This window comes from Labrys sp. HAY1-8F (genome assembly GCF_056754975.1).
Window position 1 is genome coordinate 3,063,279 of the sequence record NZ_JBPGWZ010000002.1, and the last position, 23,848, is coordinate 3,087,126.

The following is a 23,848-nucleotide window of genomic DNA, read 5'->3' on the forward strand; positions in this document are numbered from 1 at the left end:
GCTTCAGGCCACCCGCAGGATGCGGCCCGGGAAGTCGGTGAAGACGCCGGCAACGCCGAGGGAGAACAGCTCCAGCGCCCGCTCGGCGGTGTTGACGGTATAGGACAGCAGCGGACGTCCAGTCGCCTTGTAGGCGGCGATGCTTTCGGGCGTCTCGCGCTCCTGGTCGAAATTGATAGAGGCCGCTGCCACCCTGTCGGCAATGTCGGCCCAATCGGCCGGGCGATCCCAGATCAGATAGCCACGCGGCAGATCGGGGGCGAGGTCTCTCGCCGCTTCCAGGCTTTCGACCGAGAAGGAGGAGAGAATCAGCGGCGCCCCGGTCGGGCCAAAGGCGCGGATCGTCTTCAGGACGACCTCTGCGGTGCGAACATCGGTGCCAGGCGAGGGCTTGATCTCGACATTGAGGCCAAGCTTCAGCTCCTTGCACAGCGCAAGCACCGAAGGCAGGTCTGGAATGCGCTCGCCGGCGAATGGACGGCCGAAGCGCACACCCGCATCGAGAGCCTGGAGTTCATGCCAGGTAAGGTCGATGACCGGTCCCCGCCCCGTGGTGGTTCGCTCCAGCGTATCGTCATGAATGACGACGGGCACCCCGTCCTTGCTGAGCTGCACGTCGATCTCGACCATCGCAACGCCAAAGGCTGCTGCGCAGCGGATCGATTCGAGCGTGTTCTCCGGCGCGTGCGCGGCAGCGCCGCGATGCCCAATGACACGGGGAAGGGTGAGGGGCATCGTCGGTCTCCAGAAGCGGATCAAGAGGATCACACGCTCCATGGCCCGAAGCGCCGCCAATGGCAAGATCACGAACCCAGCTGCCCCCACTTCTTCGCACGACGGCAGGCCGATCCAGACGCACCGTCCCCGCACCCGGATAGGGATGCGGAGACGCAATTTTGATTTTTTCAGATTTTTAGTGAGGACCGGTCCCTGGACCGACCTCGGATCGGCTGGGTTCACCCCCCGGGAACGCCAACCTCAAATCTTAGGTCATGAGACGATTGAACGAACTGTGGCGGTGCCGGTCTTCGGCTTGGACCAGGTCCGCTTGAGCGAACCACCTCGCAAAGCCCACGCTTTGCACCAGGGCGTCAGGCCCTTGAGGCAGCTCAGAAGGGAAGGCTCAGCCGGTTATTCGCTCGGCAAGCCGAGGGCGGCCGCGACGCGGCGCAGATGCGCGGGGCTGACATCGTTGCCCAGTTCGAGGTCTTCTATCTCATCGACCGTGAGACCGCAGGTGACCGCGAGATCTTCCCTGCTGTATCCCTTGGCTTCGCGGACCTGCCTGAAGAGGTCCGTACCGACGGGCACCGAGGAAGTGCAGGTCTGGGCAAGGGTATGATCGCTTCCGGTATGGGACATATAAATCCTCCTTGTTGAGAACCGGGGAAATGGATTTGTTGTGTGTCTCCCGTCCTGGATGGTGAAGGCGGCACAACATGCCTTCCAATTAACGATTTGCCAAGTATCCGTCTGCGCGGCTTGTGCATTGCGAGCACAACACTGCACGAGGGACTACTTAAGCTACTGTTTCAGCTTTGCAATATCGATCAAACACGGGAAAAGGCCTAGGGAGATCGGCCCTTTCCTTAGGTATTGCCTTTAATCTGTCTTGGTTGGAACAGGAGCGAATTAGGCTTTTTGACCACCGGCAAGGATCGCACTCCACCTGCCATGGTTGCCACGCACGGATACTGACAGCTCGCGCCCGGGAGATCAAGCCGTCCTTTGCAGGGTCGCCCACATCCGGACCATTTCGCGATCTGGCGACATCCGAGGAGGTCAAAAAAGAACGTTAAAACAAAGAATTACAACAAAAACAATTCAGGCATGAACACGCTTTGCCCTGGCACTCAGATAGTGGCGAATGGGAACATCATAGCAATAATGCGCCAGCAAACCGCCGATGATCGCGACGACCACGACGATGGGAGCTTCGACATAGAAATTCTGCGCACCGAAGAATGAGCGGTAGAGGCCGTTGACCCAGCAGAAGATCGGAAAATGCAGGCAATAAAGCGGGTAGGATACGGTACCCGCCGTCGAGCAAAACGATGCAAGCCTGCCCGAACAATGAGCCCTGGCACCCGCCACCACCAAAGCGGGCGAAACCAGAGCCACCCAGGTGAGCTGCATCGCCCGCGGCAGTTCCGTCGGCCAGAAGAACAAGATGGCCATCACGCCGACCAGCAGCCCGAATACAACCGTCCATCCCTCCCACGCCGGCAGCCTGTCCCGCATCTGATAGAGCACGATCCCGATGAAGAACGAGGCGCCGACGCGCGGGAAGCCGGCAAGGAAGGTATTGGGGGTATCCCCGCCCAAGCCGGTGATCATCAGGACGCACAGGCAGGCCAGGGCGATGGCGGCGGCGACCTTCTCCAGATTGGTGTGGCGCAGGCGCCACCACAGCAGATTCGCGGTGATCTCGAGCAGGATGGTGTATTGCGGTACATTCAGCGGGAAAAAACTGGGCCCTCCGATTTCGGCAGGAGCGCTGAAATTCGGCAGGCTGAAGGTGGAGAGCATCAGCGCATTCAGCAACTCGGCATAGGGAACCGGTGCGTGCTCGATGGCGCCGCGGACAACGAGATAGGCGGCACTGATGGCGAGGGCGAGGACTGTCAGCGGCAAGAGGCGCAGCAGACGTACGCGCAGAAATTTGAAACTGTCCATCGAGCGGGTCTGCCCCATATAGGCATAGGACAGCACATAGCCGCTAAGGCAGAAGAACAAATCGACCGCCAGATAGCTGTTCCTGGCGACCCAGGGTACCGCCAGCCAGCTGCCGAGATGGATCAGCATCACGCAAAACGCGGCAAAGCCACGCAAACCGTCGAGCAACAGGAAATGCGGTTTGGCGGCCCCATTGCCGGGGATCGCGAAATGACGCTGCATCCTTACCTCGCCTTGTCTTGAGCAAGGGCGTTCATGCCTGAACGCCTCATTGCTCTAACGCCTTGTTTCCACGCGTCTTCGCGATATGCAGTGCCTTCCTCGGAGCGTAAGGCGCTTGAGGGTCATCGGCCTATTGCCGGTGACTGCGAAGCCGCATGATGAAGCCGGCACGACCGCATCGCCGCCGACTGCGCCCACCCAGACAGCCGACCTTCATTGCCAGCGCAGGATTTCTCCTAGCCGAAACTCCATAGTGACGCACGGGAATGTTTGCACAAAAATCGAATAATTGCAACACTCTTAACCATGATAAAACAAAAATATTATATATTCTTACAGTTCATGCTATATATATAAAAACTAATTCGCATTAATTGAAAATGATATTGAATACATACTGCAATGATTTGATTTTCTTTGCAGAAATTCATTCAAGATTCAAGGAATGCAACGTAAATGCTTCCCAAGATAAGCTGGCCTAGTGAAGTCAATCTTCGTCGCGCCTCAGGCACAATCGCCAAGCAGTAATGTTCGAGCTATGCAACATAGGCGACCATAGAACTTGGCCGCGCCCTTTTTCGAGGGCGCGGCCAAGCCTGACAGGATGGAAAGGGCCGGTTTGCCCGATTCCTCAAAAGTAACGGGCGAGGTTGCGGCGGATGCGCTCCAGAGGCTTGTCTGCACCGTGCGGGCTTTCGAAGACTTGTCCGGTTATCGTCTCATAGGCCTGAATATAGATATTCGAGGTTTCGGCGATGAGTTCGGCGGGAATGGCAGGGATCGCTTCTTTATAAGGGTCACATCGCGCCGCCACCCAGTTGCGCACGAAATCCTTATCGAAGCTTTCGGGCTTATCGCCGCCAGCAAAGCGCGTCGGATAGCTGGCGGCAAACCAGTATCGGCTGGAATCGGGCGTATGAATTTCGTCCGCCAGGACGATGCGCCCCTCGCCGTCGGTGCCGAATTCATATTTGGTATCGGCCAGGATCAACCCCTTCTCACGGGCCAAGGCCTGGCCGCGAGCGAAAAGCGCCAGCGCATAGCCGGACACTTCATCCCACTGACGCTGGCTCAGCAGACCTTTGGCGATGATCTCGTCGGCCGAAAGCGGCTCGTCATGGCCCCCATCGAAAGCCTTGCTCGTCGGCGTGATAATGGCCTGCGGCAAGGCCTCGTTGTCGCGCAGGCCGTCGGGAAAACGCGTGCCATACATCTCGCGTTGGCCCTGCTTGTAGAGGGTCAGGATGGAAGTACCCGTCGTACCGGCGAGATAGCCGCGCACCACGATCTCCACCGGCAGGATCGTCAATCTCTGCCCGACCACGACATTGGGGTCGGGATAATCGAGCACATGATTGGGGCAGATATCGCCGGTATGCTCGAACCAATAGCGCGCCGTCTGCGTCAACACCTGCCCTTTGCCGGGGATGCTGGCGATCGCCCGGTCGAAGGCGCTCAGGCGGTCCGTGGCGATGATGATGCGGCGCCCATCGGCAAGATCATAGTTCTCCCTCACCTTGCCGCGATAGTAATTCGGCAGTTCCGGGATGAAGGCATCTTGCAGGGCGGCAATATCGGGCATGGGAAGACCGTGTTGAGGCAAGGGGATGCGGCGCTTATGGCACGGCCCGTCCGCCATGTCACACCCGCCGCACCGTTCCCGATGTCGGATCATTGCCGTGCCGGACCCATGTACGCCCGCAAATCCGGTGGGCAGGAGGATCCACAAATGTTTGATGTCTTGCCGATTTCTCGTGATCATAGCCATGGCCCGATCATGAGGAACCGGCTTGGGCGCAAGCACCGGCAATTCCAGGGTTCAACTCACCCCGGACTTCTGCTATCATAGGTATTAACGGATCGCGGGGAACCGGTTCCGTTTCGATGACTGAGCCCATAGACTCAGCCAAGGACTGGGCAACCGGTCCAAGAGGCCTCAGGCCTATCGAACGCCGGATGACTAGGCGCGACTTTGGCGGCTTCAGAGCAAACCGCCCCTTATCTCCCCCTCACTTCGATCGGACCGTTCGGCGGGTCATTTTGCTTGGCTTGATTGATAGTCCACCACCCATTGCGGCGGCTCGACTTCTCTCTTGCCGTCGACGGCAATGCCACGATCGCGTGCCCAGCGATAAGCCCACATCGGGCCGAAATGCGTGACGAAACGGACGGGTTGGCCATAGGCCGGATCGGCCTGTGCTTCGGCCAATGTGACGAAGCGATAGCCCTTGCGCTCGAACAGCATCAGGATCTCTTCCAGCGCGGCGGCATTGAGGCGGTTGAGATGGAGGAGCAGCACCTGTGGCGGCTCATGGCCGAGCACCTGTCGGCTCAGCCCGGCATAATAATCGATCTGCCGATCGGTATGGTCGAGATAGGCCGCACGGATCTTCCCGGCGTCTCCCACGGCGCCTGCCGCCAAGGCGCGGCCATAGGCTTTTTCGAATATATAGTCGGAACTGTCGATGGTCGAGGCTGCCGGCTCGTAGCCGCGCTCAGCCAGCAAGGCAGCGATGCCATCGCGCTTCTCCGGCGTATCGCCGGTGTGATTCATGGCAAAGCGCATGAAGCGCAGCGGCTGGCCGGCTTTGGCCATCAGGGGCCGGATCGTGGTCTCGCCCTGCTCGATCTCGGCCCTGATGCCGGCAAGATCGAGGCTGTTGGTGTCGATATGGGCATAGCCATGATTGCCGAGCGACAGGCCCTCGCGGGTCCAGGCCTCGAGAATGCCCGTCGCCGGCCTCCCGACGCCCTGCACGGCCGTCTCGACCACGAACCCGATGGCAGGCGCCCGATGGCGGCGCAACGTCGCCAGGACTTCGCTGTTGCGTGCGGCGACCTCGACCGGCGAGATATTGCCCGGTCTCGCCCCCACCGCGCCAGCAAAGGGCAGGTCATCAAAGGTGATGGCGACGCTTTTCACCGGCTCGGCCCGCGCCAGACCGATACCGGCTAATATCACGAGGACGCCCGCCAGAGCATCGCGCCGAAAAGTGGCAATCAGTTCTCGGCAAAATCCATACGACGTCGGCAGCCTGCGGCGCCGGACCCGATCGCAAAATCGGATCCGCGCCTGCAGCCACCGGCGCATGCCGCGCCTCAGGCGTCGACTTGGGCGGTCAGCGCATTGTCCTGGATGAACTCGCGGCGCGGCTCGACGATGTCGCCCATCAGCTTGGTGAAGATGTCCTCGGCCTCGACCACCTCCTTCACCTGCACCTTGAGCAGGGAGCGGGCATTGCGGTCGAGCGTGGTCTCCCACAACTGGTCGGGATTCATTTCGCCCAAGCCCTTGTAGCGCTGCAGGGACAGGCCCTTGCGGGCAGCATTGGTCAGCATCTCGAACAAGGCCACGGGACCGTGCACCTCGACCTCCTCGCCACGACGCGTGAGGGTCGCCGGCTTGCCATAGACTTCGCGCAGCGCCTGAGAGCGCTCGTCGAGCAGGCGGGCATCCACGGTGGCGAGCAATTGGGCGTCGAGCGTGTGGGCTTCCTTGACGCCGCGCACCATGCGCTCGAAGACATAGCCGCCCCTGTCGAGATGGCCGGTCCAGCCACGCTCGAATTCCTCGGCGATTTCATCGAGGCGGCGGGCGGTCTCCTCGGCCGCCTGCTGAGCCAGTGCGGGATCTGCCACCACCGCGATGTTCAGTGCGCCGGCGATGGCTGCCTGTTCCACCACGGTGCGGTTATAGCGGCTGTGGAGTTGCCCGAGCAGGGTGCGGATGGTGCGCGAATCCGTGATGACGCCGCGCAGATCCTGGCCAGCGCGTTCCTCGCCGCTACCGAGCCGCAGTACCGCCCCTTCGACGCCGGTGTCGATGAGATAGTCCTCGAGCGCGCGCTCGTCCTTGAGATATTGCTCGGACTTGCCGCGCGAGACCTTATAGAGCGGCGGCTGGGCGATGTAGATATGGCCGCGGTCGATGATCTCGCGCATCTGGCGGAAGAAGAAGGTCAACAGCAGCGTGCGGATATGGCTGCCGTCGACGTCGGCGTCCGTCATGATGATGATCTTGTGGTAGCGCAGCTTGTCCGGGTTGAATTCCTCCGAGCCGATGCCGGTGCCGAGAGCGGTGATCAGCGTACCGATCTGTTCGGAGGACAGCATCTTGTCGAAGCGCGCCCGCTCCACATTCAAAATCTTGCCGCGCAGCGGCAGCACAGCCTGGAACTCGCGGGAACGGCCCTGCTTGGCGGAACCGCCGGCCGAGTCACCCTCGACGATGAAGAGTTCGGACTTGGCGGGGTCGCGCTCCTGGCAATCGGCGAGCTTGCCGGGCAGGGAGGCAATGTCGAGCACGCCCTTGCGGCGCGTGAGTTCGCGGGCTCGGCGGGCGGCCTCACGCGCGGCGGCGGCTTCCGCCACCTTGCCGACGATGACCTTGGCCTCTGCCGGATGCTCCTCGAACCAGGTCGACAGCGCCTCGTTCATGGCGCTTTCCACCACCGGACGCACCTCGGAGGAGACCAGCTTGTCCTTGGTCTGGGACGAGAATTTGGGATCGGGCACCTTGACCGAGAGCACGCAGGTCAAGCCTTCGCGACAATCGTCGCCCGTCATTTCCACCTTCTCCTTCTTGGAGATACCGGAGGACTGGGCATAGCCGGTGACCTGGCGCGTCAGGGCGCCGCGCAGGCCGGCCAGGTGGGTGCCGCCGTCGCGCTGGGGAATGTTGTTGGTGAAGCACAGCACCGTCTCGTGATAGCTGTCGTTCCACCACATCGCCGCTTCCACGCCGATGCCGTCGCGTTCGACCTTCACATAGATGGGCGCCGGCACCAGGGCGGTCTTGGAGCGGTCGAGATAGCGCACGAAGGCGTCGAGGCCGCCTTCATACATCAGTTCCTCGCTCTTCTCGCCGCCATGGCGGCGATCGGTGAGTACGATGCGCACCCCGGAATTCAGGAAGGCGAGTTCGCGCAGGCGCCGCTCCAGCGTGGCGTAGTCGAACTCGACCTTGGTGAAGGTGCCGGTCGAAGGCAGGAAGGTCACCTCGGTACCACGCTTGTCGCCGGCCGGCCCCACCATTCTGAGCGGCGCATCGGCATCGCCATGGCTGAAGCTCATCGTGTGTTCGCCGCCGTCGCGCCAGATACGCAAAGTGAGCTTGGAGGAGAGAGCATTGACCACGGAAACGCCGACGCCATGCAGGCCGCCCGAGACCTTGTAGGAGTTCTGGTCGAACTTTCCACCGGCATGCAGCTGCGTCATGATCACTTCGGCCGCCGACACGCCCTCCTCGGCATGAATAGCGGTGGGGATGCCGCGGCCATTGTCGGTGACGGTGACCGAGCCGTCGGGGTTGAGCGTCACCGTGACGATATCGGCATGGCCGGCCAGCGCCTCGTCGATCGCATTGTCGACGACCTCGTAGACCATGTGATGCAGGCCCGAGCCGTCATCCGTGTCGCCGATATACATGCCGGGGCGCTTGCGCACCGCGTCCAGGCCCTTGAGGACCTTGATGCTGTCGGCGCCATAGTCATTTTCGGGCGTGTCGGACAAAGCGGGTTCAGCCATTGAGCAACTCATTCCTTGATTCGGAAAGGAATATAGGGATTCCCGACCCGAATTTCATGCCAAAACGGCACATTTTTGTGATTTATCAGATATTTATCAGTGGATGACTGGCATCTTTCATCGCGTAGCGATCGTCACCGCCGTGCCGGCGATGATGGTGCCGCAGCTTCGCGCCAGCAGCCGCATCGCCCGTGGGCTGGTGAGCAGGGACCGGGCCCGCCCGGCCAGGGCGATATAGAAGGCGAACACGGCCGCAAGCACCGCCTCGGTGACAATGGCGAGCTCGACGAAACTCGCCGGCGAAAGATGGCCGAGATCGATCAGATTGGGCAAAAGCGCAGTGTAGAACACCATCACCTTGGGATTGCCGAGGGTGATCGACAAACCGCCGAGGAAGCTGCGCCAGCCGCTTTCGCTGCGAGTGTCGCGATCGACGGCCTGGGCGAGGTTCGCCGTCGTCCATAACTTCCAGGCAAGATAGAGCAGATAGGCAACGCCCGCATATTTGATCACCAGGAAAACGCCAGCGAAGCTCTGCGCCAGCACGGCCAGGCCGGCCGCGGCAAATCCGAGCCAGACGAGATCGCCGAGCGCAATGCCGACAACAAAGCCCAGGCTCTCGCGTACCCCCTTGCCGAGCACACGCGCCACCAGCGCCGCGATGCCCGGCCCCGGCGTGGCCGCGGCCACGAACAGCGCGCCGGCATAGACGGCGAGGGCAGCGGGATCGAGCATGAGGAGGCTCCGGTGGGACCCCCTTATAGCCGGTCGTAGCCGGGGTGGGAAGCTTCCTGGGACCGCCGATCACTCCAGCGCCGACTGCGCGATCTTCGCTTCGGCCGCGCCGACGGCCTCGGGTGTGCCGACATGCAGCCAAACGCCGTCGAGACGCCGCCCGAACAGGCGGCCCTTGGTCTCGGCTGCATCGAACAACCGGTTTAGGGAGAAGATCTCACGCGTGCCCTCGAACAGTTCGGGCTTGATCAGCAGCACCCCGGCATAGGCGAAGGGGGCGGTCTCGTTCTCCCGCCGGCGCGAGAGCAGGCCCCGGCTGTCGAGATGATAGTCGCCCCGCCCGTCGAAGCCGATGCTGGTTGCCGTCGCCGCCACCAGCATCAGGATGTCCATGCGTTCGGGATCCCAAGCCGCCATGAGCGCCTCGAGATTGTTCTGCGGCCCCTCGATCCAGAAGCTGTCGCAATTGCAGACGATGAAGGGGGCCTTGCCGAGCGAGGGCAGGGCCTTGCGCACGCCACCGCCGGAATCGAGCAGGCCGGCGCGTTCGTCGGAGATCAGGATCTTCGGCTGCTGCCGGCCGGCGAGATGGGCCTCCATCTGCTCGGCGAGATAGTGAACGTTCACCACCGCAGTTTCGACGTCCGATGCGGCGAGACGATCGAGCACATGATCGATCAGCGGCTTGCCGGCGATCTCGATCAGCGGCTTGGGCCTGATATCGGTCAGGGGGCGCATGCGCTTGCCGAGGCCGGCCGCCAGCAGCATGGCGGTCGAGAAGGGGCGGGTCATGTGATACCGGTCCTCATATCAAGCTTAAAAAATGCTGGCGCATTCCCAGCTTGAACACCTGACGATTTTCGAAATCAAATCAAAGATTTGACGAAAACCATCAGAAGGAACCAAGAGTCATTGAAAATGACTCTTGGTATTATGACATCTTCGCTTCGATCGCGAAGACGAAGGTCTCGAACCATTCCCTCAGGTCGGCCAAGGTGGGATGGGCCAAAGCGCGGTCGAGATAGGCTCGGATGCGCGGAATATGCTTGAGATAAGCGGGCTTGCCGTCGCGCTTGTCGAGACGGGCGAACAGGCCGAGCAGCTTGGTATTGCGCTGGGCCGCCATCACCGCATAGGCGCGCGCAAAGCCGGCGGGATCGAAAGCCGCATCGGCGCCGCGGCGCGCCTTGACATAGCGCGTCAGGAGGTGGAGTTCGAGCTCCTGGTCCACGCTCACCCGAGCATCGAGACAAAGCGAAGCCACGTCATAGGCGGGCGGGCCGATCATGGCGTCCTGGAAGTCGAGCAGGCCGATGCGTTTGATGCCCTCGCGCTGGGGCAGCCACATCAGGTTCGGCGAATGCACGTCACGCAGCAGCCAGCTCTGCTCGCCCTTGACGACGGGCGCGAGGGCCGAGCGCCAGAGCGCCGTGAAATGATCGCGATTGCGTTGCGACAACTGGGGCGCGCCAATCATCGGCATGTACCATTCGATCAGAAGCTCGACCTCGATATCCAGGGCGCCGTGATCGAAGGGCGGGATCTTGTGGTTGATGGCCGACGCGACGGGCAGCGTATCCGGCAGCTCCATGCCATGCAGGCGGGCGAGCAGGTCGATGGCCACGCCATAGCGCTCGGCAACCGGCTTGTTGTCCTCGGCAATGAAGTCCGTGCCGAAATCCTCCAGCAGGAGCAGGCCATGCAGCAGATCCTCCTTGAGGATCTGCGGCGCCGAGAAGCCGCGCTCCGTCAACCCCTTCGCCATCGCCACGAAGGGTTTCACATCCTGGGAGATATGGGCGATCTGGCTGTAGGTCTTGCCGTAGCGCACCGGCGTGCGGTCGGTACGCGCCGGCGAATTCATCAGGATTATCGTGGAGTCCCCGCGCCTGAGGCGGGCATAGGAACGGGTCGAGGCATCGCCCTGGACATGTTCACGTGACGCATCCTGCCAGCCGGCATGGCGCAGGAAATCGCCGGTCTGCGAGAAGCGGCGCAGCCGGGACGACCACTCGCCTGTGCCCGTCAGCGTCGCGCGCCGAGCGGTCTCGCTGCGGCCGGCATGCACGAAGCGGATGTCGAGTCGGTCGGCGGGAAGCGTCTCGCCGGCCTTTTCAGGCCATTCGACCAGCACCAGCGCACCGTCGGGCGCCTCGTCCCAGCCCAGTTCGTCCAGCTCGCTGGCATGGCCGATGCGGTAGAGATCGGCATGCACAACCGGGAAAACCGGCGTGTCGTAGAGCTGGATCAACGTGAAGGTGGGGCTGGAAACTTCCAGCTCCGGATCCTCGGCAATCTCACGGATCAGGGCGCGGGCAAAGGCGGTCTTGCCGGCGCCGAGATCGCCCGAGAGGGTGACGAGATCGCCGGCCCGCAGCGTCGCCGCCAGGTCGCGGGCAAGCAGCTCGGTCGCCGCCTCGCTCGGGAGGTCGACGGTCCATTGGTGGGTCAGGAGATCGGTCAATGGGCTGGGCCTTCAGATCGTCGGAGCATAATCGTTAAGGTATGGAGCGCGATCCACGCGGATAGGCAGGCTTTTCATCATTCGGCAGCCTCCCTGTGGGCGGAAGCATCGACCGGAAAGCGGCAGGTCACGATGGTGCCGCGGCCTTCCTCGGAGACCAGTTCGACCGTGCCGCCATGCAGCTCCACGAAGGAGCGCACGATGGACAGGCCGAGGCCGACGCCACGATGGCCGCTCGAGCCGCCATGGGATTCGAAGCGGTCGAAGACGCGATCGATCACAGCCTGGGAAATGCCGCGGCCGCGATCCTCGACGCGGAAGACGATCTCTTGGCCCTTGCGCAGGGCCGAGAGCGTCACGGTGCCGCCTGCCTGCGAGAAACCGATGGCGTTGGAGAGCAGGTTGAACAACACTTGGCGCACGCGCTGGCCGTCTGCCTCGAAATTGCCGATGGCCTGGCTCGCCTTCATCTCCAGCCGGACACCGGTCTCGGCCAGGCGCGGCTGCACTGCCTCGGCCACGCCCTGCATGGCTTCGCGGATATCGACCTTGCCGAGGTCGAGCGTCATGGCGCCGGCATCGATGGTGGCGAGGTCGAGGATGTTGTTGATGATGGCATAGAGCGCGTCGGAGGAGGTCTTGATGTAGCCGGCATATTGGCGCTGCTTCTCGTTCAGCGGCCCGGCGGCGCCATCGGCCATCAACTGCACGAAACCGATGATGTTGGTCAGCGGCGAGCGCAATTCGTAGGAAACATGGTGGACGAAGTCGTTCTTCAGGCGGGCGGCTTCCTCCAGCGCCTCGTTCTTCTCGACCAGGGCGTTCTCGAAATTCACCGAATCGGTGACGTCGGTGAAGGTGGCCAGCGTGCCGCCATCCGGCAGCGGCACGGTGGCGACGTCGATGACCGTGCCATCGACCCGCATCATGCGCTGGTCGGTGGAATGGCGGGCATCGCCGAAGGAGGTGATCACCCCCTTGAGCGCCTGCCAGACCGCCTCGTCGCGGAACAGGACCGAGCAGCGCGAGACCACGTCGTCGATATGAGGACGCTGCTCCAGCATCTCGTGCGGCAACCGCCAGATCGCGGCGAAAGCCGGATTGGACAGGCGCAGCCTGCCGTCGGACCCGAAGGCGGCGACGCCTTCCTTCAGATTTTCCAGCGTCTCGCCCTGGACGCGCGACAGCGCCTTGTAGCGGGCCTCCAGATCGATGCGCTCGGTGACGTCCTCGAACAGATAGGTGACGCCGCCGGCCGGATTGGGCGTGGTAACCACGCGCGAGGTGCGGCCATCAGGCAAATGCCACCAATGCTCGGCCGGTTCGAAGGCGCGATAGGCTTCATGCAGCTTCGATTTCCAGGCCCTGAAATCGGCCTGCTCGGGCAGGCGGCGCTGGGCGCGCAGGCGGTCGAGGATCTCACTGTCGGTCGGCTTGCCGTCCAGGAAAGCCGCGTCGAGCTGCCAGAGCGCCGCAAAGGATGCATTGTAGAAAGTGAGGTGCTGATCGGCATCGAAGATCGCTACGGCGGTGGCGAGCTGGTCGAGGGTGCGCACATGCGCCTCGATCTGGCGGCCGATATCGGCCCGCATCGTCTCGACTTCCGAGACGTCGATCGCCATGCCGGCCGAGCCGCGGGAAGAGGGAATGTCGATCACGTCGAGCGTGCGCCTGGCACCGCCGACCACAGCAGGCACGCGCTTGAGGAAGGATTTGCCATCATGCCGCGCAGCATTGGCCTCCTCGCGCGCCGGCCGGTCGAGCAGCTCGATATCACCGCTGAGGACGTCGTTCTCGTCCTGGGCATCCACAGCCCTGGCATAGGCCTTGTTGACCCAGACCAGCTTGTCGTTGGCGTTGCGCAGCCAGAGCGGCACCGGCGCCTCGTCGAGCAGAGAACGGATCGCCTCGATCTCCTCGCTGGCGCGGCGATGCCGGTCGGCGAGGCGGGCGAGTTCCAGGCGGTCGCCGGTGACGTCGCGCAGCCTGAGCACGGCACGACCGCCAATGGCGCGGCCATCCGCTTCGACATAACCGCCATGGCGCGAGCGCGCCACCATGTGGAAGCTCTCGCCGCGTCCGCGCAGCGCCGCGATGTGCTCCTCCAATGTGCGGGTATCGTGATAATCGAGCCAGCCCGTACCGATCAGGCCGCGGCGGGAGGGAGAGATGGCGACGCCCGGCAGTTCACCCGACAGCAGCGGCAGGTCCTCGGTGCCGGACCAGACCGCGATCAGCTGCGGCTCGGACATCAGCAGGGCTTCGGCACGCTCGGCGCGAGCGGCCAGCACCTGCGCTTCGGCCTTGGCGGCGCGGTCACGCTTGAGCCAGGCATTGCGGGCGCGCAGATAGAATACGGCGAGGCCCGTTGCCAGGATCAGCAGGCCGGCGAACAGAGCCAGCATGGCAAGGATGCGGCGATCGGCACTGGAGAGATTGCCGAACAGGCCCGATGTCGCCGGCACGGCATCGGCGGCCAATGCGGCTGATACGGGCAGCATGGCCGTCAAGGAAATGCCGGCGGACAAGCAGAATTTCCTGGCGAGGTCCGCGGATGGGCCTCGCCAGGAAATTCTGCTTGTGTTTGATATCTTGCAGATTCCTGCTGATCGGGTCCGTGGCCCGATCAGCAGGAATCTGCTTGGGAGTCCGCCTGGGAATCTCCACCCTTTGTGCCTGGCTTGCCGTCTGTCCTGTCGCATCTTGCTTCGACGAATCCCTTCGGTACCGGACAGGCGCCGGCGAATGACGTTCCGCTCACCCTGAAACGCAACGCGACGTTGGCAGGACCGCGACAGCCTCGCCCGTCCTTCGACGGGCGGAAACCGCCAGGCTGCTGCGACCCCGTCTGCCAAGGGCGCAGGCACCGACGCGCCCTGCCCTCGCACATTTGCGGGCCCCGCGGACCGAATGGAGATCGGCCCCGCCCACAAAGGGAACCGGCTGTCATTGCGCATGACGTCCGGCCTTGCGCGGAGGCGCGGCCTCCCGGTCTGCACGACCGTGAACCCGTCCCCCGAATCAGTTCACTTTACCCTCCCCTTGACTCCCGCCGGAAGAGGTCATTCGGCGGCTATGCAAGGAAATTTGCAGGTGAAGGCTCCCAATGAGGGAACCAGACATGACGAAGCGACCCGCCATCTTGGCACCGATTATGGTTACTACCGGCTTAACAAGCCTTGATCGCCGGCGGAAATCTCCGAGGGAACATGCAATCGGCAGCACAACAAAAACGCCGCCCCGGCAAGCGGGGCGGCGCGCAATATCACTTCACTATGATCTGATGGAAAAGAACGCCTTTCTACGCCTAGGTGATGAAACGTCCGGCGTGGCGGTTCAGTAGGCTTGGCTGTCAGGAAGCCGGTGGGCACCGTGCTGGACGGCATGGACCTTGCGGGGCTGGACGGCATTGTCACTGGTGCCGAAGCGCTGATCACTGTCACCCGTCTGTTGGGCCGAGGCGGGCGCACCGTATAATTCAGGCCCGGTAACCAGACGGCCATGGGCATTGGCGGCCGTAGCGGCAAGGACGATACCAAACGCTGCAATCGTAGAAATCGCAAAGATCTTCATGACCATCTCCTCGAAAACTCATATGAAAAACGAGCGTGCAATGATCCAGAAGGTACGACGTAGCGTCCACACTCGCAATTCACGAGAAAGATCTGAGGCGTGAATTATTCGTGATGACGAATTTACCGATAGGAATACATCGGAAACAATTCAGCAATACTTGCGGCAATTCTGCGATCAACGCGCTGCCATACATCCGGCAATGACGGCTTCAAAAGTCGGAAGCGATGCCTTTCACTTCCCAATCACCATAACGCACGGGTTCGGGGCCATCGCGGCCATTGATCTCGCGCGGATGCTCGACCGGCTTTTCCGCCTTGCGGCGCTCGGCCGCCTCCACGAGCGCGCGCTTGGCCGCTTCGCTCAGGACCTTGCCAGGCGCAGCATTGGGAGGCGTGTCGGATTCAGGAGCAGACATGGGTCCTCCATCGCAAATATGGTATGTTCGATCAAGTACTTCTGCGAAAGCCGGCTCGATTTCGCGGGAAGCGGCGAGCAATGCCTTGCCCGCTCGCAAAGACCATGAGACTTGACCTTTGGAAGGTGAAGCTCACCATGTCGGGATGGCAAGCCCGCTTCGCAGACTCTCCCCGTAGATGGGAGCCAGATCAAAAAAACGAAGAGCCGACTTGTCACAGCGGCAGGTGAGATTATAGTCAGGAAATAAATATTATCCGCAGTGAAGTTCGCGGAGCTTGGATTGCATGCCGGCGAGCATCTCCCACCCGGCGTCATGCAAGCAAGCCCCATCGGGCCAGCGGCGGCCAAGCAGCGCGGCGACGGCTTTGAACGAGGCCGGCGGAGCGCCAATAAGTATAGAAATCCAGACGCTCAAACCAACCGCCATAACGGCAGAGGGGAAGAATATATGACAAGAGTTGCCGTGATCGGTGCCGGTCCCTCGGGCTTGGCTCAGCTCCGCGCCTTCCAATCCGCCGCCCGCAAGGGCGCCTCCATTCCCGAAATCGTCTGCTTCGAGAAGCAGTCCGATTGGGGCGGACTGTGGAACTACACCTGGCGCACGGGCCTCGACGAATATGGCGAGCCGGTGCATGGCAGCATGTACCGCTATCTCTGGTCGAACGGCCCCAAGGAATGCCTGGAATTCGCCGACTATTCCTTCGAGGAGCATTTCGGCAAGCCGATCCCATCCTACCCGCCGCGCGCGGTGCTGTGGGACTATATCAAGGGCCGCGTCGAGAAGGCGGACGTGCGCAAATGGGTGCGCTTCAACACGCCGGTGCGCATGGTGCGCTTCGACGAAGCCACCAAGAAGTTCACGGTAACCGCGCATGAACGCACCGAAGACCGCATGTATGACGAGGAGTTCGACTATGTCGTTGTCGCCTCCGGTCACTTCTCCACCCCGAACGTGCCCTATTTCGAGGGCGTGAAGAACTTCAACGGCCGCGTGCTGCATGCGCATGACTTCCGTGATGCCCTGGAATTCAAGGGCAAGGACATCCTGCTTGTCGGCCGCAGCTATTCGGCCGAGGACATCGGCTCGCAATGCTGGAAATATGGCGCGAAGTCCGTCACCACCACCTACCGTTCCAAGCCGATGGGCTTCAAATGGCCAGCCAATTTCGAGGAGCGCCCGCTGCTGCAGCGCTTGGAAAACCGCACGGCCTATTTCGCCGACGGTTCCAGCAAGGAGGTCGACGCGCTGATCCTGTGCACGGGCTATCAGCACCACTTCCCGTTCCTGCCGGATGATCTGCGCCTGAAGACGGCCAACCGGCTGTGGGCCGACCATCTCTACAAGGGCGTGATTTTCGACGGGAACCCGCAGCTCTTCTACATCGGCATGCAAGACCAGTTCTACACCTTCAACATGTTCGACGTGCAGGCCTGGTGGGCCCGCGACGTGATGATGGGCCGCATCAAGCTGCCGCCGGAAGCCGAGCTCAAGGCCAATTTCGACGCCTGGCGTGCCCGCGAGGAAACTCTCGAGAATGCCGAGCAGATGATCTGGTACCAGGGCGACTATGTGAAGGAACTGTTGGCCGAGACCGACTATCCCCAGTTCGACATCGAAGCCACCAACAAGACCTTCATGGAGTGGGAGCACCACAAGATGGAGGACATCATGGGCTTCCGCGACCATGGCTACCGCTCTCTGATGACCGGCACCATGGCGCCCAAGCACCATACAAGCTGGGTGGAGGCGCTCGACGACAGCATGGAAACCTATCTGCGCACGGAGCCGGAGGCAGCCACCAAGGTGGCGTAAGGCAGCCGCGATCGGAATTCAGGACGCCGGCCCCGACTCACGCGGGGCCGGTGTTTGCGTTTCCTGGGACCGCCAGGGGTTCAACGCTCCTCCCGCCCGATTTTTTCAGCCAGGAAATCCACGAAAGCGCGGATGCGGGCGGCTAGGTGGTCATGGCCGACGAAGACGGCATGGATCAGCTCGACGTCGAGGGCGTTGTAGTCCTCCAGCACCGGCACCAACAGCCCGGCATCGATATCCGGCTGAACGTGGAAACGGCCGAGGCGTACCAGCCCGAGGCCGTCCATGCAGAGCTTGCGCATGGTCGGCCCATTATTGGCCATGAGATTGCCGGCGACCTGCACACGCCGCACCATGACCGAGCCGGGGTCGCGGAACGGCCAGCTGTCGAGGCCGCGCCGGAAGTTGAACAGCAGGCAATTGTGCCTCTCGAGGTCCTCGGGCCTGTCGGGCATGCCATGACGGGCGAGATAGCCGGGCGAAGCAGTGATCACCCGCCGGCTTTCCAGGATCTTGCGCGCCTTCAGCCCCGAATCGCGAAGGGGCCCCGAACGGATCGCGATGTCGGCCCTTTCCTCGACGAGGTCGATGACCTCGTCCGTGAGGGAGAGGTCGAGCTCGACCTTGGGATAGCGCGCCAGGAAATCGGGCAGTACCGGCACCACGCAGCGCGCCCCGAATCCCACCGACGCACTGACACGCAGCCGCCCTGATGGCACGACCTCGCCGCCGCTCGAGATCATCCGCTCCGTCTCTGCGATGTCGGCGAGGATGGCTTGGGCGCGCGCGAGATAGGTCTCCCCCTCGGGCGTGAGCTGCAGGGTCCGCGTGGTCCGCACCAGCAGGCGGGCGCCGAGCCTGTCCTCGATCCTGGTAACGAGCTTGCTCACCGCCGAGGGGGACAGATGCAGCTTGCGCCCGGCGGCCGAGAAACTGTGCAACTCGGCCGCGGTGACGAACACCTCCATTTCGCCGGCCCGATTGTCCATGGCAGCCTCTTATGAATTCAATTCAAAGCTATTCACCCATTATGCCGGATTATCGTGGCAATGCGTAGCGATCATATTGGTCCCAACACTCATTCACCCTTATCGGGACCATTCTCATGCCCCTCGCCCTCCTTGCCCTCACGATCGCGGCCTATGCGATCGGCACCACGGAGTTCGTAATCGTCGGCCTGCTGCCGACGGTCGCCGCCGATCTCGGTATCACCCTGCCGCTCGCCGGCCTGATCGTCAGCGTCTACGCCCTCGGCGTCACCTTCGGTGCACCCATCCTCACCGCCCTCACCGGACGTCTTGGCCGCAAGGGCCTGCTGCTCGGCCTGATGGCGCTGTTCGTCGTCGGCAACAGCGCGGCCGCGCTCAGCCCCAGCTATGAATTGCTGCTGGTCGCCCGCGTACTCTCTGCCTTCGCCCATGGCGTGTTCTTCTCGGTGGGTGCCACCATCGCAGCCGATCTTGTCGCACCCGATCGTCGTGCCTCGGCCATTGCCATGATGTTCATGGGGCTGACGGTGGCGATCGTTACCGGCGTGCCGCTTGGCACCTTCATCGGCCAGAGCTTCGGCTGGCGCGCCACCTTCTGGGGCGTCGCGGGCCTCGGCCTGATCGCCTTCATTGCCATCGCCGTGCTGCTGCCCGCCACGCTGCGCAAGGCGCCGCCGGCCAGGCTGATCGATCAGGTCCGGGTTCTCGGCAGCGGCCGCCTGCTGCTCGTCTTCGCCATGACGGCGCTCGGCTATGGCGGCACCTTCGTCGCCTTCACCTATCTTGCCTCGATCCTGGAGAAGATCACCGGCTTTGCCGCCGGTAGCGTCAGCCTGATCCTGGTGCTCTATGGCGCGGCGATCGCCGTGGGCAATCTCGTCGGCGGCCGCATCGCTGACCGCAATCCCGCCAAGGCCCTGATCGTCCTATTCGCCCTGCAGGCTGCCGTGCTGGCCGTCTTCGCCTTCACCGCGACCTCGCCCATGCTGACCCTGGTGACGCTGGCAGCCCTCGGCTTCCTGTCCTTCGCCAATGTGCCGGGCTTGCAGCTTTATGTGGTGCAGCTTGCCAAGGCCCATCGCCCGGCCGCCGTCGACGTCGCCTCTGCCCTCAATATCGCCGCCTTCAATCTCGGCATCGCACTGGGTGCCTGGATCGGTGGCCTGGTGGTGGCTTCACCGCTCGGCTTGGGCATGACGCCCCTGATCGGTGCTGCCTTGGTCGCCGCCGCCCTCGTGCTGACGCTGTGGAGTGCCGCGCTCGACCGCCATCCCGAGGCCATCGGCCAGTCGGCCTGATCTAGTTCCGTTTCTCGAAAGGACATCATCATGGACTATCGTCGTCTCGGCGCATCCGGCCTGAAAGTGCCGGTCCTCAGTTTCGGCGCCGGCACTTTCGGCGGCAGCGGCCCGCTATTCGGCGCCTGGGGTACCACGGATGAGAAGGAGGCGCGCCGCCTTCTCGACATCTGCCTGGAGGCCGGCGTGACCCTGTTCGACACCGCCGACGTCTATTCCAATGGGGCATCCGAGGAGGTTCTCGGCGCCGCCATCAAGGGCCGGCGCAGCGAAGTGCTGATCTCGACCAAGACCGCCTTGCCGATGGGCGACGGGCCCGGCGATTACGGCACCTCGCGCGAGCGCCTCATCCGCTCCGTCGACGCTGCGCTCCGCCGCCTCGGCACCGACCATATCGACCTCCTGCAGTTGCATGCCTTCGATGCGGGCACGCCGATCGAGGAGGTGCTCTCGACGCTGGACGGCCTCGTCCAGGCAGGCAAGGTCCGTTATCTCGGCGTCTCCAACTTCTCGGGCTGGCAGATCATGAAGTCGCTCGCCATCGCCGACCGGCATGGCTGGACACGCTATGTCGCAAACCAGGCCTATTACTCCCTGATCGGCCGCGACTATGAATGGGAACTGATGCCTCTCGGCCTCGACCAGGGCGTCGGCGCCCTGGTCTGGAGCCCGCTCGGCTGGGGTCGCCTCACCGGCAAGCTCCAGCGCGGCCAGGCGCTGCCGGCCGGCAGCCGTCTGCACCAGACCGCCGATTTCGGCCCACCGGTCGAGGACGAACGCCTCTACCGCGTCATCGACGCCCTGAACGAGGTCGCCGCAGAAACCGGCAAGAGCGTGCCGCAGATCGCCATCAACTGGCTGACGAGCCGCCCCACCGTCTCCTCGGTGATCATCGGCGCCCGCAATGAGGAACAGCTCAGGCAGAATCTCGGCGCCATCGGCTGGAGCCTGACGCCGGAACAGCGCAAAAAGCTCGACGCGGCGAGCAGCGTGGAAGCGGCCTATCCCTACTTCCCCTATCGCCGCCAGGAAGGCTTTGCCCGCCTGAACCCGCCGGCAGCATGAGGGGGAGTCAGAGAGCCTCAGGCCATTCCTGCGACGTGTGTAAAATCGTGAGTATTTCGATATCGGCGTCCGCAACACGATAGGCAATGATATAGGGAATATCGCCCAGAACGAGTTCACGCGTACCGCCGATCCGTCCCGCTCGACCCAGGGCCGGATTGGCTTTCAAATGCTCGGCTGCCGACACAATTCGCGCAACCACTCGCTTGGCCGCTGCTGAGTTATCACGAGCAATATGATCGCCTATGGAGTCGAGACGACGAAGCGCCCGCCTGGTCCAACGCAGGACTGCCACGCCCGTCAGGACCGCAGATATTTGGCCAGAACGGTTTCGACCTCGGCGTCCGTGGCGAAGTCTCCCCGATTGGCATCGGCAAGGCCCGCTTCGATCTCCGCAAGCTGCCAAGACTTCTCGGGCGACAAAGTCTTCAATCGCCCGAGCAGCGACGTAAGATCGCGAGCGATCAAGCTTGGCGGCCAGGCGGTCGAGCCTGTCCGTCGTTTCGTCTGCGAGTTCGAACTGTGAAAGCACTCATGCCGCACCTATGTGGTTCTTTTTGAATGTAATCGAACCACATAGGTTCACAAGATGTGCCTTCACCCCTTCACCCGCTCCATCTTCGGATCGTAGAGCGGTTCGAGGAACACCTGCGCCTTCACCCGTTCGGTGGCGACTTCGAGCTCGTAGCTGCCGGAAAGCACATAGTCGGCATCGACGCCGGCGGGATCGCGCACATAGCCGTAGCCGACATTCTTGCCCACCGTGTAGCCGAAGCCGGCCGAGGCCAGCCAGCCGCAGCGCTTGCCATTGCGATAGATGGTTTCGCGTCCGAGCAGGATGACCTCGGGATCGGCGACGGTGAAGCCCGCGAGCAGGCGCGGCAGCGGCCTGGCGGCTTGGTCGAGCAGCGCCTCGCGGCCGAGGAAGGGGATGTCCTTCTTCAGCTTCGCCGCCCAGCCGAGCCCAGCCATCAAAGGCGAATGGTCCGGCCCGATTTCGCCGCCCCAGGCCCGGTAGCCCTTTTCCAGGCGCAGCGATTCGATGGCGCGATAACCGGCATTGACCAGGCCGAGCGGAGCACCCGCTGCCATCAGCGCGTCATAGACCGTCAGCGCAAACTCCATCGGCACATGCAGTTCCCAGCCGAGCTCGCCGACATAGGTCACGCGTAGTGCCAGGACGCGTGCCCCGGCGATGTGCAACGGCCTGGCACTCCCGAAGGGCGCCGCGGCATTTGAGAGATCCTCAGCCGTAAGCCCGCCGAGAATCTCGCGCGCCTTGGGGCCCATCAGCACCAGCACGGCAAATTGCGAAGTGACGTCCTCGACCTGGACATCGAGCCCATCGGGGACGTTGCGCCGGATCCAGTCGAAGTCATGGCTGGCAAAGCCGGTGCCGGTGACGAGGTAGTAGCTGCCATCCCCGAGCCTGGCCACGGTGAGGTCGGTCTCGATGCCGCCCTTGCGATTGAGCATCTGGGTGTAGCTGAGGCTGCCCGGCTTCTTGACCACGTCGTTGGCGCAGAGCCAGGACAGCGCCTTGTCGGCATCGCGCCCCTTCACGGTGAACTTGGCAAAGGAGGTCTGATCGAACACCACGGCCGCCTCGCGGCAGGCCTTATGCTCGCGGCCGACGGCAGCGAACCAGTTCTGGCGGTCATAGCTATAGACGTCCCTGGCGTCCTCGCCAGCGGCAGCGAACCAATTGGGCCTCTCCCAGCCGAGCTTCTCGCCGAACACGGCGCCCTGCGCCCTCAGCCGGTCATAGAGCGGCGAGCGGCGCAAGGGACGGCCGGACTGGTACTCCTCGAAGGGCCAGGCCATGGTGTAGTGCTTGGCATAGGCCTCCATGGTCCGCTGGCGCACCCAGCCGGTATCGAGCGTGTTCTTGCCGAAGCGGCGGATGTCGACGGCCCACAGATCATAGGGAGGCTCGCCCTTGGCCACCCATTCGGCCAGGGCCATGCCGGCGCCACCGCCCGAGGCGATGCCGAAGGCGTTGAAGCCGCAGCCGACATAGATACCTCGGGTTTCCGGCGCCGCGCCGAGGATGAAATTGCCGTCCGGCGTGAAGCTTTCGGGCCCGTTGATGAACTGCTTGATGCCGGCATTTTCCATGGCGGGCACACGACCGATGGCAAGCTCCATCAGTGGTTCGAAATGGTCGAGATCGTTCTCCAGGAGCTGGAACTCGAATGGCGAGGTGGCCGAGGTATTGGCCCAGGGCTTCGGATTGGGCTCATAGCCGCCCATCACCAGGCCGCCGACCTCCTCCTTCCAATAGGTGAGGCGATCGGGATCGCGCAAGGTCGGCAGGTTGGAGGTGATGCCCTCGATCCGCTCGGTGATCAGATATTGATGCTGCATCGACACCAAGGGGATGTTGACCCCAGCCATGCGGCCGATCTCGCGCGACCACTGGCCGGCACAGATCACGATCTTTTCGGCCTGAATGCGGCCTCGATCGGTAAGCACGGCCTTGGCGACGCCGCCCTCGACCTCGATGCCGGTGATGGTCACGCCCTCGCGGAAGCTGACGCCGCCCATGCGCGCGCCCCTGGCGAGCGACTGGGTGATGTCGGACGGCGAGGCCTGACCGTCCGTCGGCAGGAAGGCGGCGCCGACCACGTCGTCCACCTGCATCAACGGCCACAGGTCCTGAGCCTCCTTCGGGCTGAGCAACTGCATTTCCAGGCCGAAGGAGGTCGCCGTGGTGGCCTGCCGCTTCACCTCGGTCCAGCGTTCCTGGTTGCAGGCGAGCCTGAGGCCGCCATTGCGCTTCCAGCCGGTGGCGAGGCCCGTTTCCCGCTCCAGCTGGTCATAAAGGGCGACGGAATAGCCGAGGAGCTGGGTGATGTTGGCATTGGTCCTGAGCTGGCCCACCAGGCCGGCGGCATGCCAGGTCGAACCTGAGGTGAGCTTGCCGCGCTCGAGCACCAGCACGTCCGTGAGCCCCATCTTGGCGAGGTGATAGGCGGTGGAACAGCCGATGATGCCGCCACCGATGATGACGATCTTGGCGGAAGTGGGCAGGTCGGACATGGAGATCTCCTGGGAGCGCGGGCGT

The 23,848-nt window shown here is 63.0% G+C and carries 18 protein-coding genes and 1 pseudogene; 3 read left to right on the top strand and 16 right to left on the bottom strand.

Annotated features, from left to right (window positions below; all coding sequences use genetic code 11):
• Nucleotides 1-3 precede the first annotated feature (3 nt).
• From ACR9ZN_RS23230 to ACR9ZN_RS23285, 12 genes are all read right to left on the bottom strand, one after another.
• Complete coding sequence (locus ACR9ZN_RS23230) at nucleotides 4-735, bottom strand: glycerophosphoryl diester phosphodiesterase (RefSeq protein ID WP_454811430.1); 732 nt, start codon at nucleotides 733-735, stop codon at nucleotides 4-6.
• Nucleotides 736-1,131: 396 nt separating this feature from the next.
• A complete protein-coding gene (locus ACR9ZN_RS23235; RefSeq protein ID WP_434958789.1) occupies nucleotides 1,132-1,362 on the bottom strand; it encodes a helix-turn-helix domain-containing protein in 231 nt (76 codons plus the stop codon).
• A gap of 462 nt (nucleotides 1,363-1,824) precedes the next feature.
• Complete coding sequence (locus ACR9ZN_RS23240; protein ID WP_454811432.1) at nucleotides 1,825-2,898, bottom strand: acyltransferase family protein; 1,074 nt, start codon at nucleotides 2,896-2,898, stop codon at nucleotides 1,825-1,827.
• A 631-nt stretch (nucleotides 2,899-3,529) separates the two neighbouring features.
• Complete coding sequence (locus ACR9ZN_RS23245; protein ID WP_434958791.1) at nucleotides 3,530-4,480, bottom strand: phosphoribosylaminoimidazolesuccinocarboxamide synthase; 951 nt, start codon at nucleotides 4,478-4,480, stop codon at nucleotides 3,530-3,532.
• A 453-nt stretch (nucleotides 4,481-4,933) separates the two neighbouring features.
• The gene (locus ACR9ZN_RS23250; protein WP_454811436.1) at nucleotides 4,934-5,860 is read right to left on the bottom strand and encodes a polysaccharide deacetylase family protein; all 927 of its coding nucleotides are present in this window, start codon (nucleotides 5,858-5,860) and stop codon (nucleotides 4,934-4,936) included.
• Nucleotides 5,861-5,997: 137 nt separating this feature from the next.
• Complete coding sequence (gene gyrB, locus ACR9ZN_RS23255; protein ID WP_454811438.1) at nucleotides 5,998-8,424, bottom strand: DNA topoisomerase (ATP-hydrolyzing) subunit B; 2,427 nt, start codon at nucleotides 8,422-8,424, stop codon at nucleotides 5,998-6,000.
• 117 nt (nucleotides 8,425-8,541) lie between these two features.
• Complete coding sequence (locus ACR9ZN_RS23260; protein ID WP_481273278.1) at nucleotides 8,542-9,159, bottom strand: LysE family translocator; 618 nt, start codon at nucleotides 9,157-9,159, stop codon at nucleotides 8,542-8,544.
• 69 nt (nucleotides 9,160-9,228) lie between these two features.
• Nucleotides 9,229-9,951 (bottom strand): nucleotidyltransferase family protein, encoded by a 723-nt coding sequence (locus ACR9ZN_RS23265; RefSeq protein ID WP_481273279.1) that lies wholly within the window; start codon nucleotides 9,949-9,951, stop codon nucleotides 9,229-9,231.
• Nucleotides 9,952-10,090: 139 nt separating this feature from the next.
• Nucleotides 10,091-11,623: a tRNA (adenosine(37)-N6)-threonylcarbamoyltransferase complex ATPase subunit type 1 TsaE gene (tsaE, locus tag ACR9ZN_RS23270; RefSeq protein ID WP_481273280.1), complete on the bottom strand. Its 1,533-nt coding sequence runs from the start codon at nucleotides 11,621-11,623 to the stop codon at nucleotides 10,091-10,093.
• Between the two features lie 77 nt (nucleotides 11,624-11,700).
• Nucleotides 11,701-14,151 (bottom strand): PAS domain-containing sensor histidine kinase, encoded by a 2,451-nt coding sequence (locus ACR9ZN_RS23275; protein WP_481273281.1) that lies wholly within the window; start codon nucleotides 14,149-14,151, stop codon nucleotides 11,701-11,703.
• A gap of 808 nt (nucleotides 14,152-14,959) precedes the next feature.
• A complete protein-coding gene (locus tag ACR9ZN_RS23280) occupies nucleotides 14,960-15,196 on the bottom strand; it encodes a hypothetical protein (protein ID WP_434958798.1) in 237 nt (78 codons plus the stop codon).
• A gap of 211 nt (nucleotides 15,197-15,407) precedes the next feature.
• Entirely contained in the window at nucleotides 15,408-15,614 is a 207-nt protein-coding gene (locus ACR9ZN_RS23285) for a DUF1674 domain-containing protein (protein WP_481273282.1), read from the bottom strand.
• A 450-nt stretch (nucleotides 15,615-16,064) separates the two neighbouring features.
• On the opposite strand from ACR9ZN_RS23285, the gene ACR9ZN_RS23290 reads away from it, so the two are divergent.
• Nucleotides 16,065-17,429, top strand: a complete 1,365-nt coding sequence (locus tag ACR9ZN_RS23290) for an NAD(P)-binding domain-containing protein (protein WP_434958800.1) — start codon at nucleotides 16,065-16,067, stop codon at nucleotides 17,427-17,429.
• An 80-nt stretch (nucleotides 17,430-17,509) separates the two neighbouring features.
• On the opposite strand, the gene ACR9ZN_RS23295 is transcribed toward ACR9ZN_RS23290, so the two are convergent.
• Nucleotides 17,510-18,418 (bottom strand): LysR family transcriptional regulator, encoded by a 909-nt coding sequence (locus tag ACR9ZN_RS23295; protein WP_454811446.1) that lies wholly within the window; start codon nucleotides 18,416-18,418, stop codon nucleotides 17,510-17,512.
• A gap of 116 nt (nucleotides 18,419-18,534) precedes the next feature.
• Between ACR9ZN_RS23295 and ACR9ZN_RS23300 the strand changes: the two genes are divergently transcribed.
• Both ACR9ZN_RS23300 and ACR9ZN_RS23305 read left to right on the top strand, forming a co-directional pair.
• Entirely contained in the window at nucleotides 18,535-19,716 is a 1,182-nt protein-coding gene (locus ACR9ZN_RS23300; protein WP_481273283.1) for an MFS transporter, read from the top strand.
• Nucleotides 19,717-19,746: 30 nt separating this feature from the next.
• Nucleotides 19,747-20,781, top strand: coding sequence for an aldo/keto reductase (locus tag ACR9ZN_RS23305; RefSeq protein ID WP_481273284.1), 1,035 nt, complete (start codon nucleotides 19,747-19,749; stop codon nucleotides 20,779-20,781).
• Nucleotides 20,782-20,788: 7 nt separating this feature from the next.
• Here ACR9ZN_RS23305 and ACR9ZN_RS23310 read toward each other — a convergent pair whose 3' ends face one another.
• The 3 genes and pseudogenes from ACR9ZN_RS23310 to ACR9ZN_RS23320 all read right to left on the bottom strand — a co-directional run bounded on the left by ACR9ZN_RS23310 (nucleotide 20,789) and on the right by ACR9ZN_RS23320 (nucleotide 23,823).
• Nucleotides 20,789-21,076 (bottom strand): type II toxin-antitoxin system RelE/ParE family toxin, encoded by a 288-nt coding sequence (locus ACR9ZN_RS23310; RefSeq protein WP_454811452.1) that lies wholly within the window; start codon nucleotides 21,074-21,076, stop codon nucleotides 20,789-20,791.
• Between the two features lie 5 nt (nucleotides 21,077-21,081).
• Nucleotides 21,082-21,317: pseudogene (locus ACR9ZN_RS23315) on the bottom strand (CopG family ribbon-helix-helix protein).
• 61 nt (nucleotides 21,318-21,378) lie between these two features.
• Nucleotides 21,379-23,823 carry a GcvT family protein gene (locus ACR9ZN_RS23320; protein WP_481273285.1) on the bottom strand — a complete coding sequence of 815 codons (2,445 nt, stop codon included), beginning with the start codon at nucleotides 23,821-23,823 and terminating at the stop codon, nucleotides 21,379-21,381.
• Nucleotides 23,824-23,848 lie beyond the last annotated feature (25 nt).

Coding starts and splice junctions, on each gene's coding strand:
- ACR9ZN_RS23280 (WP_434958798.1), bottom strand. CDS start 15,196: ATGAAGATCTTTGCGATTTCTACGATTGCAGCGTTTGGTATCGTCCTT.
- gyrB (WP_454811438.1), bottom strand. CDS start 8,424: ATGGCTGAACCCGCTTTGTCCGACACGCCCGAAAATGACTATGGCGCC.
- ACR9ZN_RS23290 (WP_434958800.1), top strand. CDS start 16,065: ATGACAAGAGTTGCCGTGATCGGTGCCGGTCCCTCGGGCTTGGCTCAG.
- ACR9ZN_RS23285 (WP_481273282.1), bottom strand. CDS start 15,614: ATGTCTGCTCCTGAATCCGACACGCCTCCCAATGCTGCGCCTGGCAAG.
- ACR9ZN_RS23245 (WP_434958791.1), bottom strand. CDS start 4,480: ATGCCCGATATTGCCGCCCTGCAAGATGCCTTCATCCCGGAACTGCCG.
- ACR9ZN_RS23230 (WP_454811430.1), bottom strand. CDS start 735: ATGCCCCTCACCCTTCCCCGTGTCATTGGGCATCGCGGCGCTGCCGCG.
- ACR9ZN_RS23240 (WP_454811432.1), bottom strand. CDS start 2,898: ATGCAGCGTCATTTCGCGATCCCCGGCAATGGGGCCGCCAAACCGCAT.
- ACR9ZN_RS23305 (WP_481273284.1), top strand. CDS start 19,747: ATGGACTATCGTCGTCTCGGCGCATCCGGCCTGAAAGTGCCGGTCCTC.
- ACR9ZN_RS23235 (WP_434958789.1), bottom strand. CDS start 1,362: ATGTCCCATACCGGAAGCGATCATACCCTTGCCCAGACCTGCACTTCC.
- ACR9ZN_RS23295 (WP_454811446.1), bottom strand. CDS start 18,418: ATGGACAATCGGGCCGGCGAAATGGAGGTGTTCGTCACCGCGGCCGAG.
- ACR9ZN_RS23320 (WP_481273285.1), bottom strand. CDS start 23,823: ATGTCCGACCTGCCCACTTCCGCCAAGATCGTCATCATCGGTGGCGGC.
- ACR9ZN_RS23265 (WP_481273279.1), bottom strand. CDS start 9,951: ATGACCCGCCCCTTCTCGACCGCCATGCTGCTGGCGGCCGGCCTCGGC.
- ACR9ZN_RS23300 (WP_481273283.1), top strand. CDS start 18,535: ATGCCCCTCGCCCTCCTTGCCCTCACGATCGCGGCCTATGCGATCGGC.
- ACR9ZN_RS23260 (WP_481273278.1), bottom strand. CDS start 9,159: ATGCTCGATCCCGCTGCCCTCGCCGTCTATGCCGGCGCGCTGTTCGTG.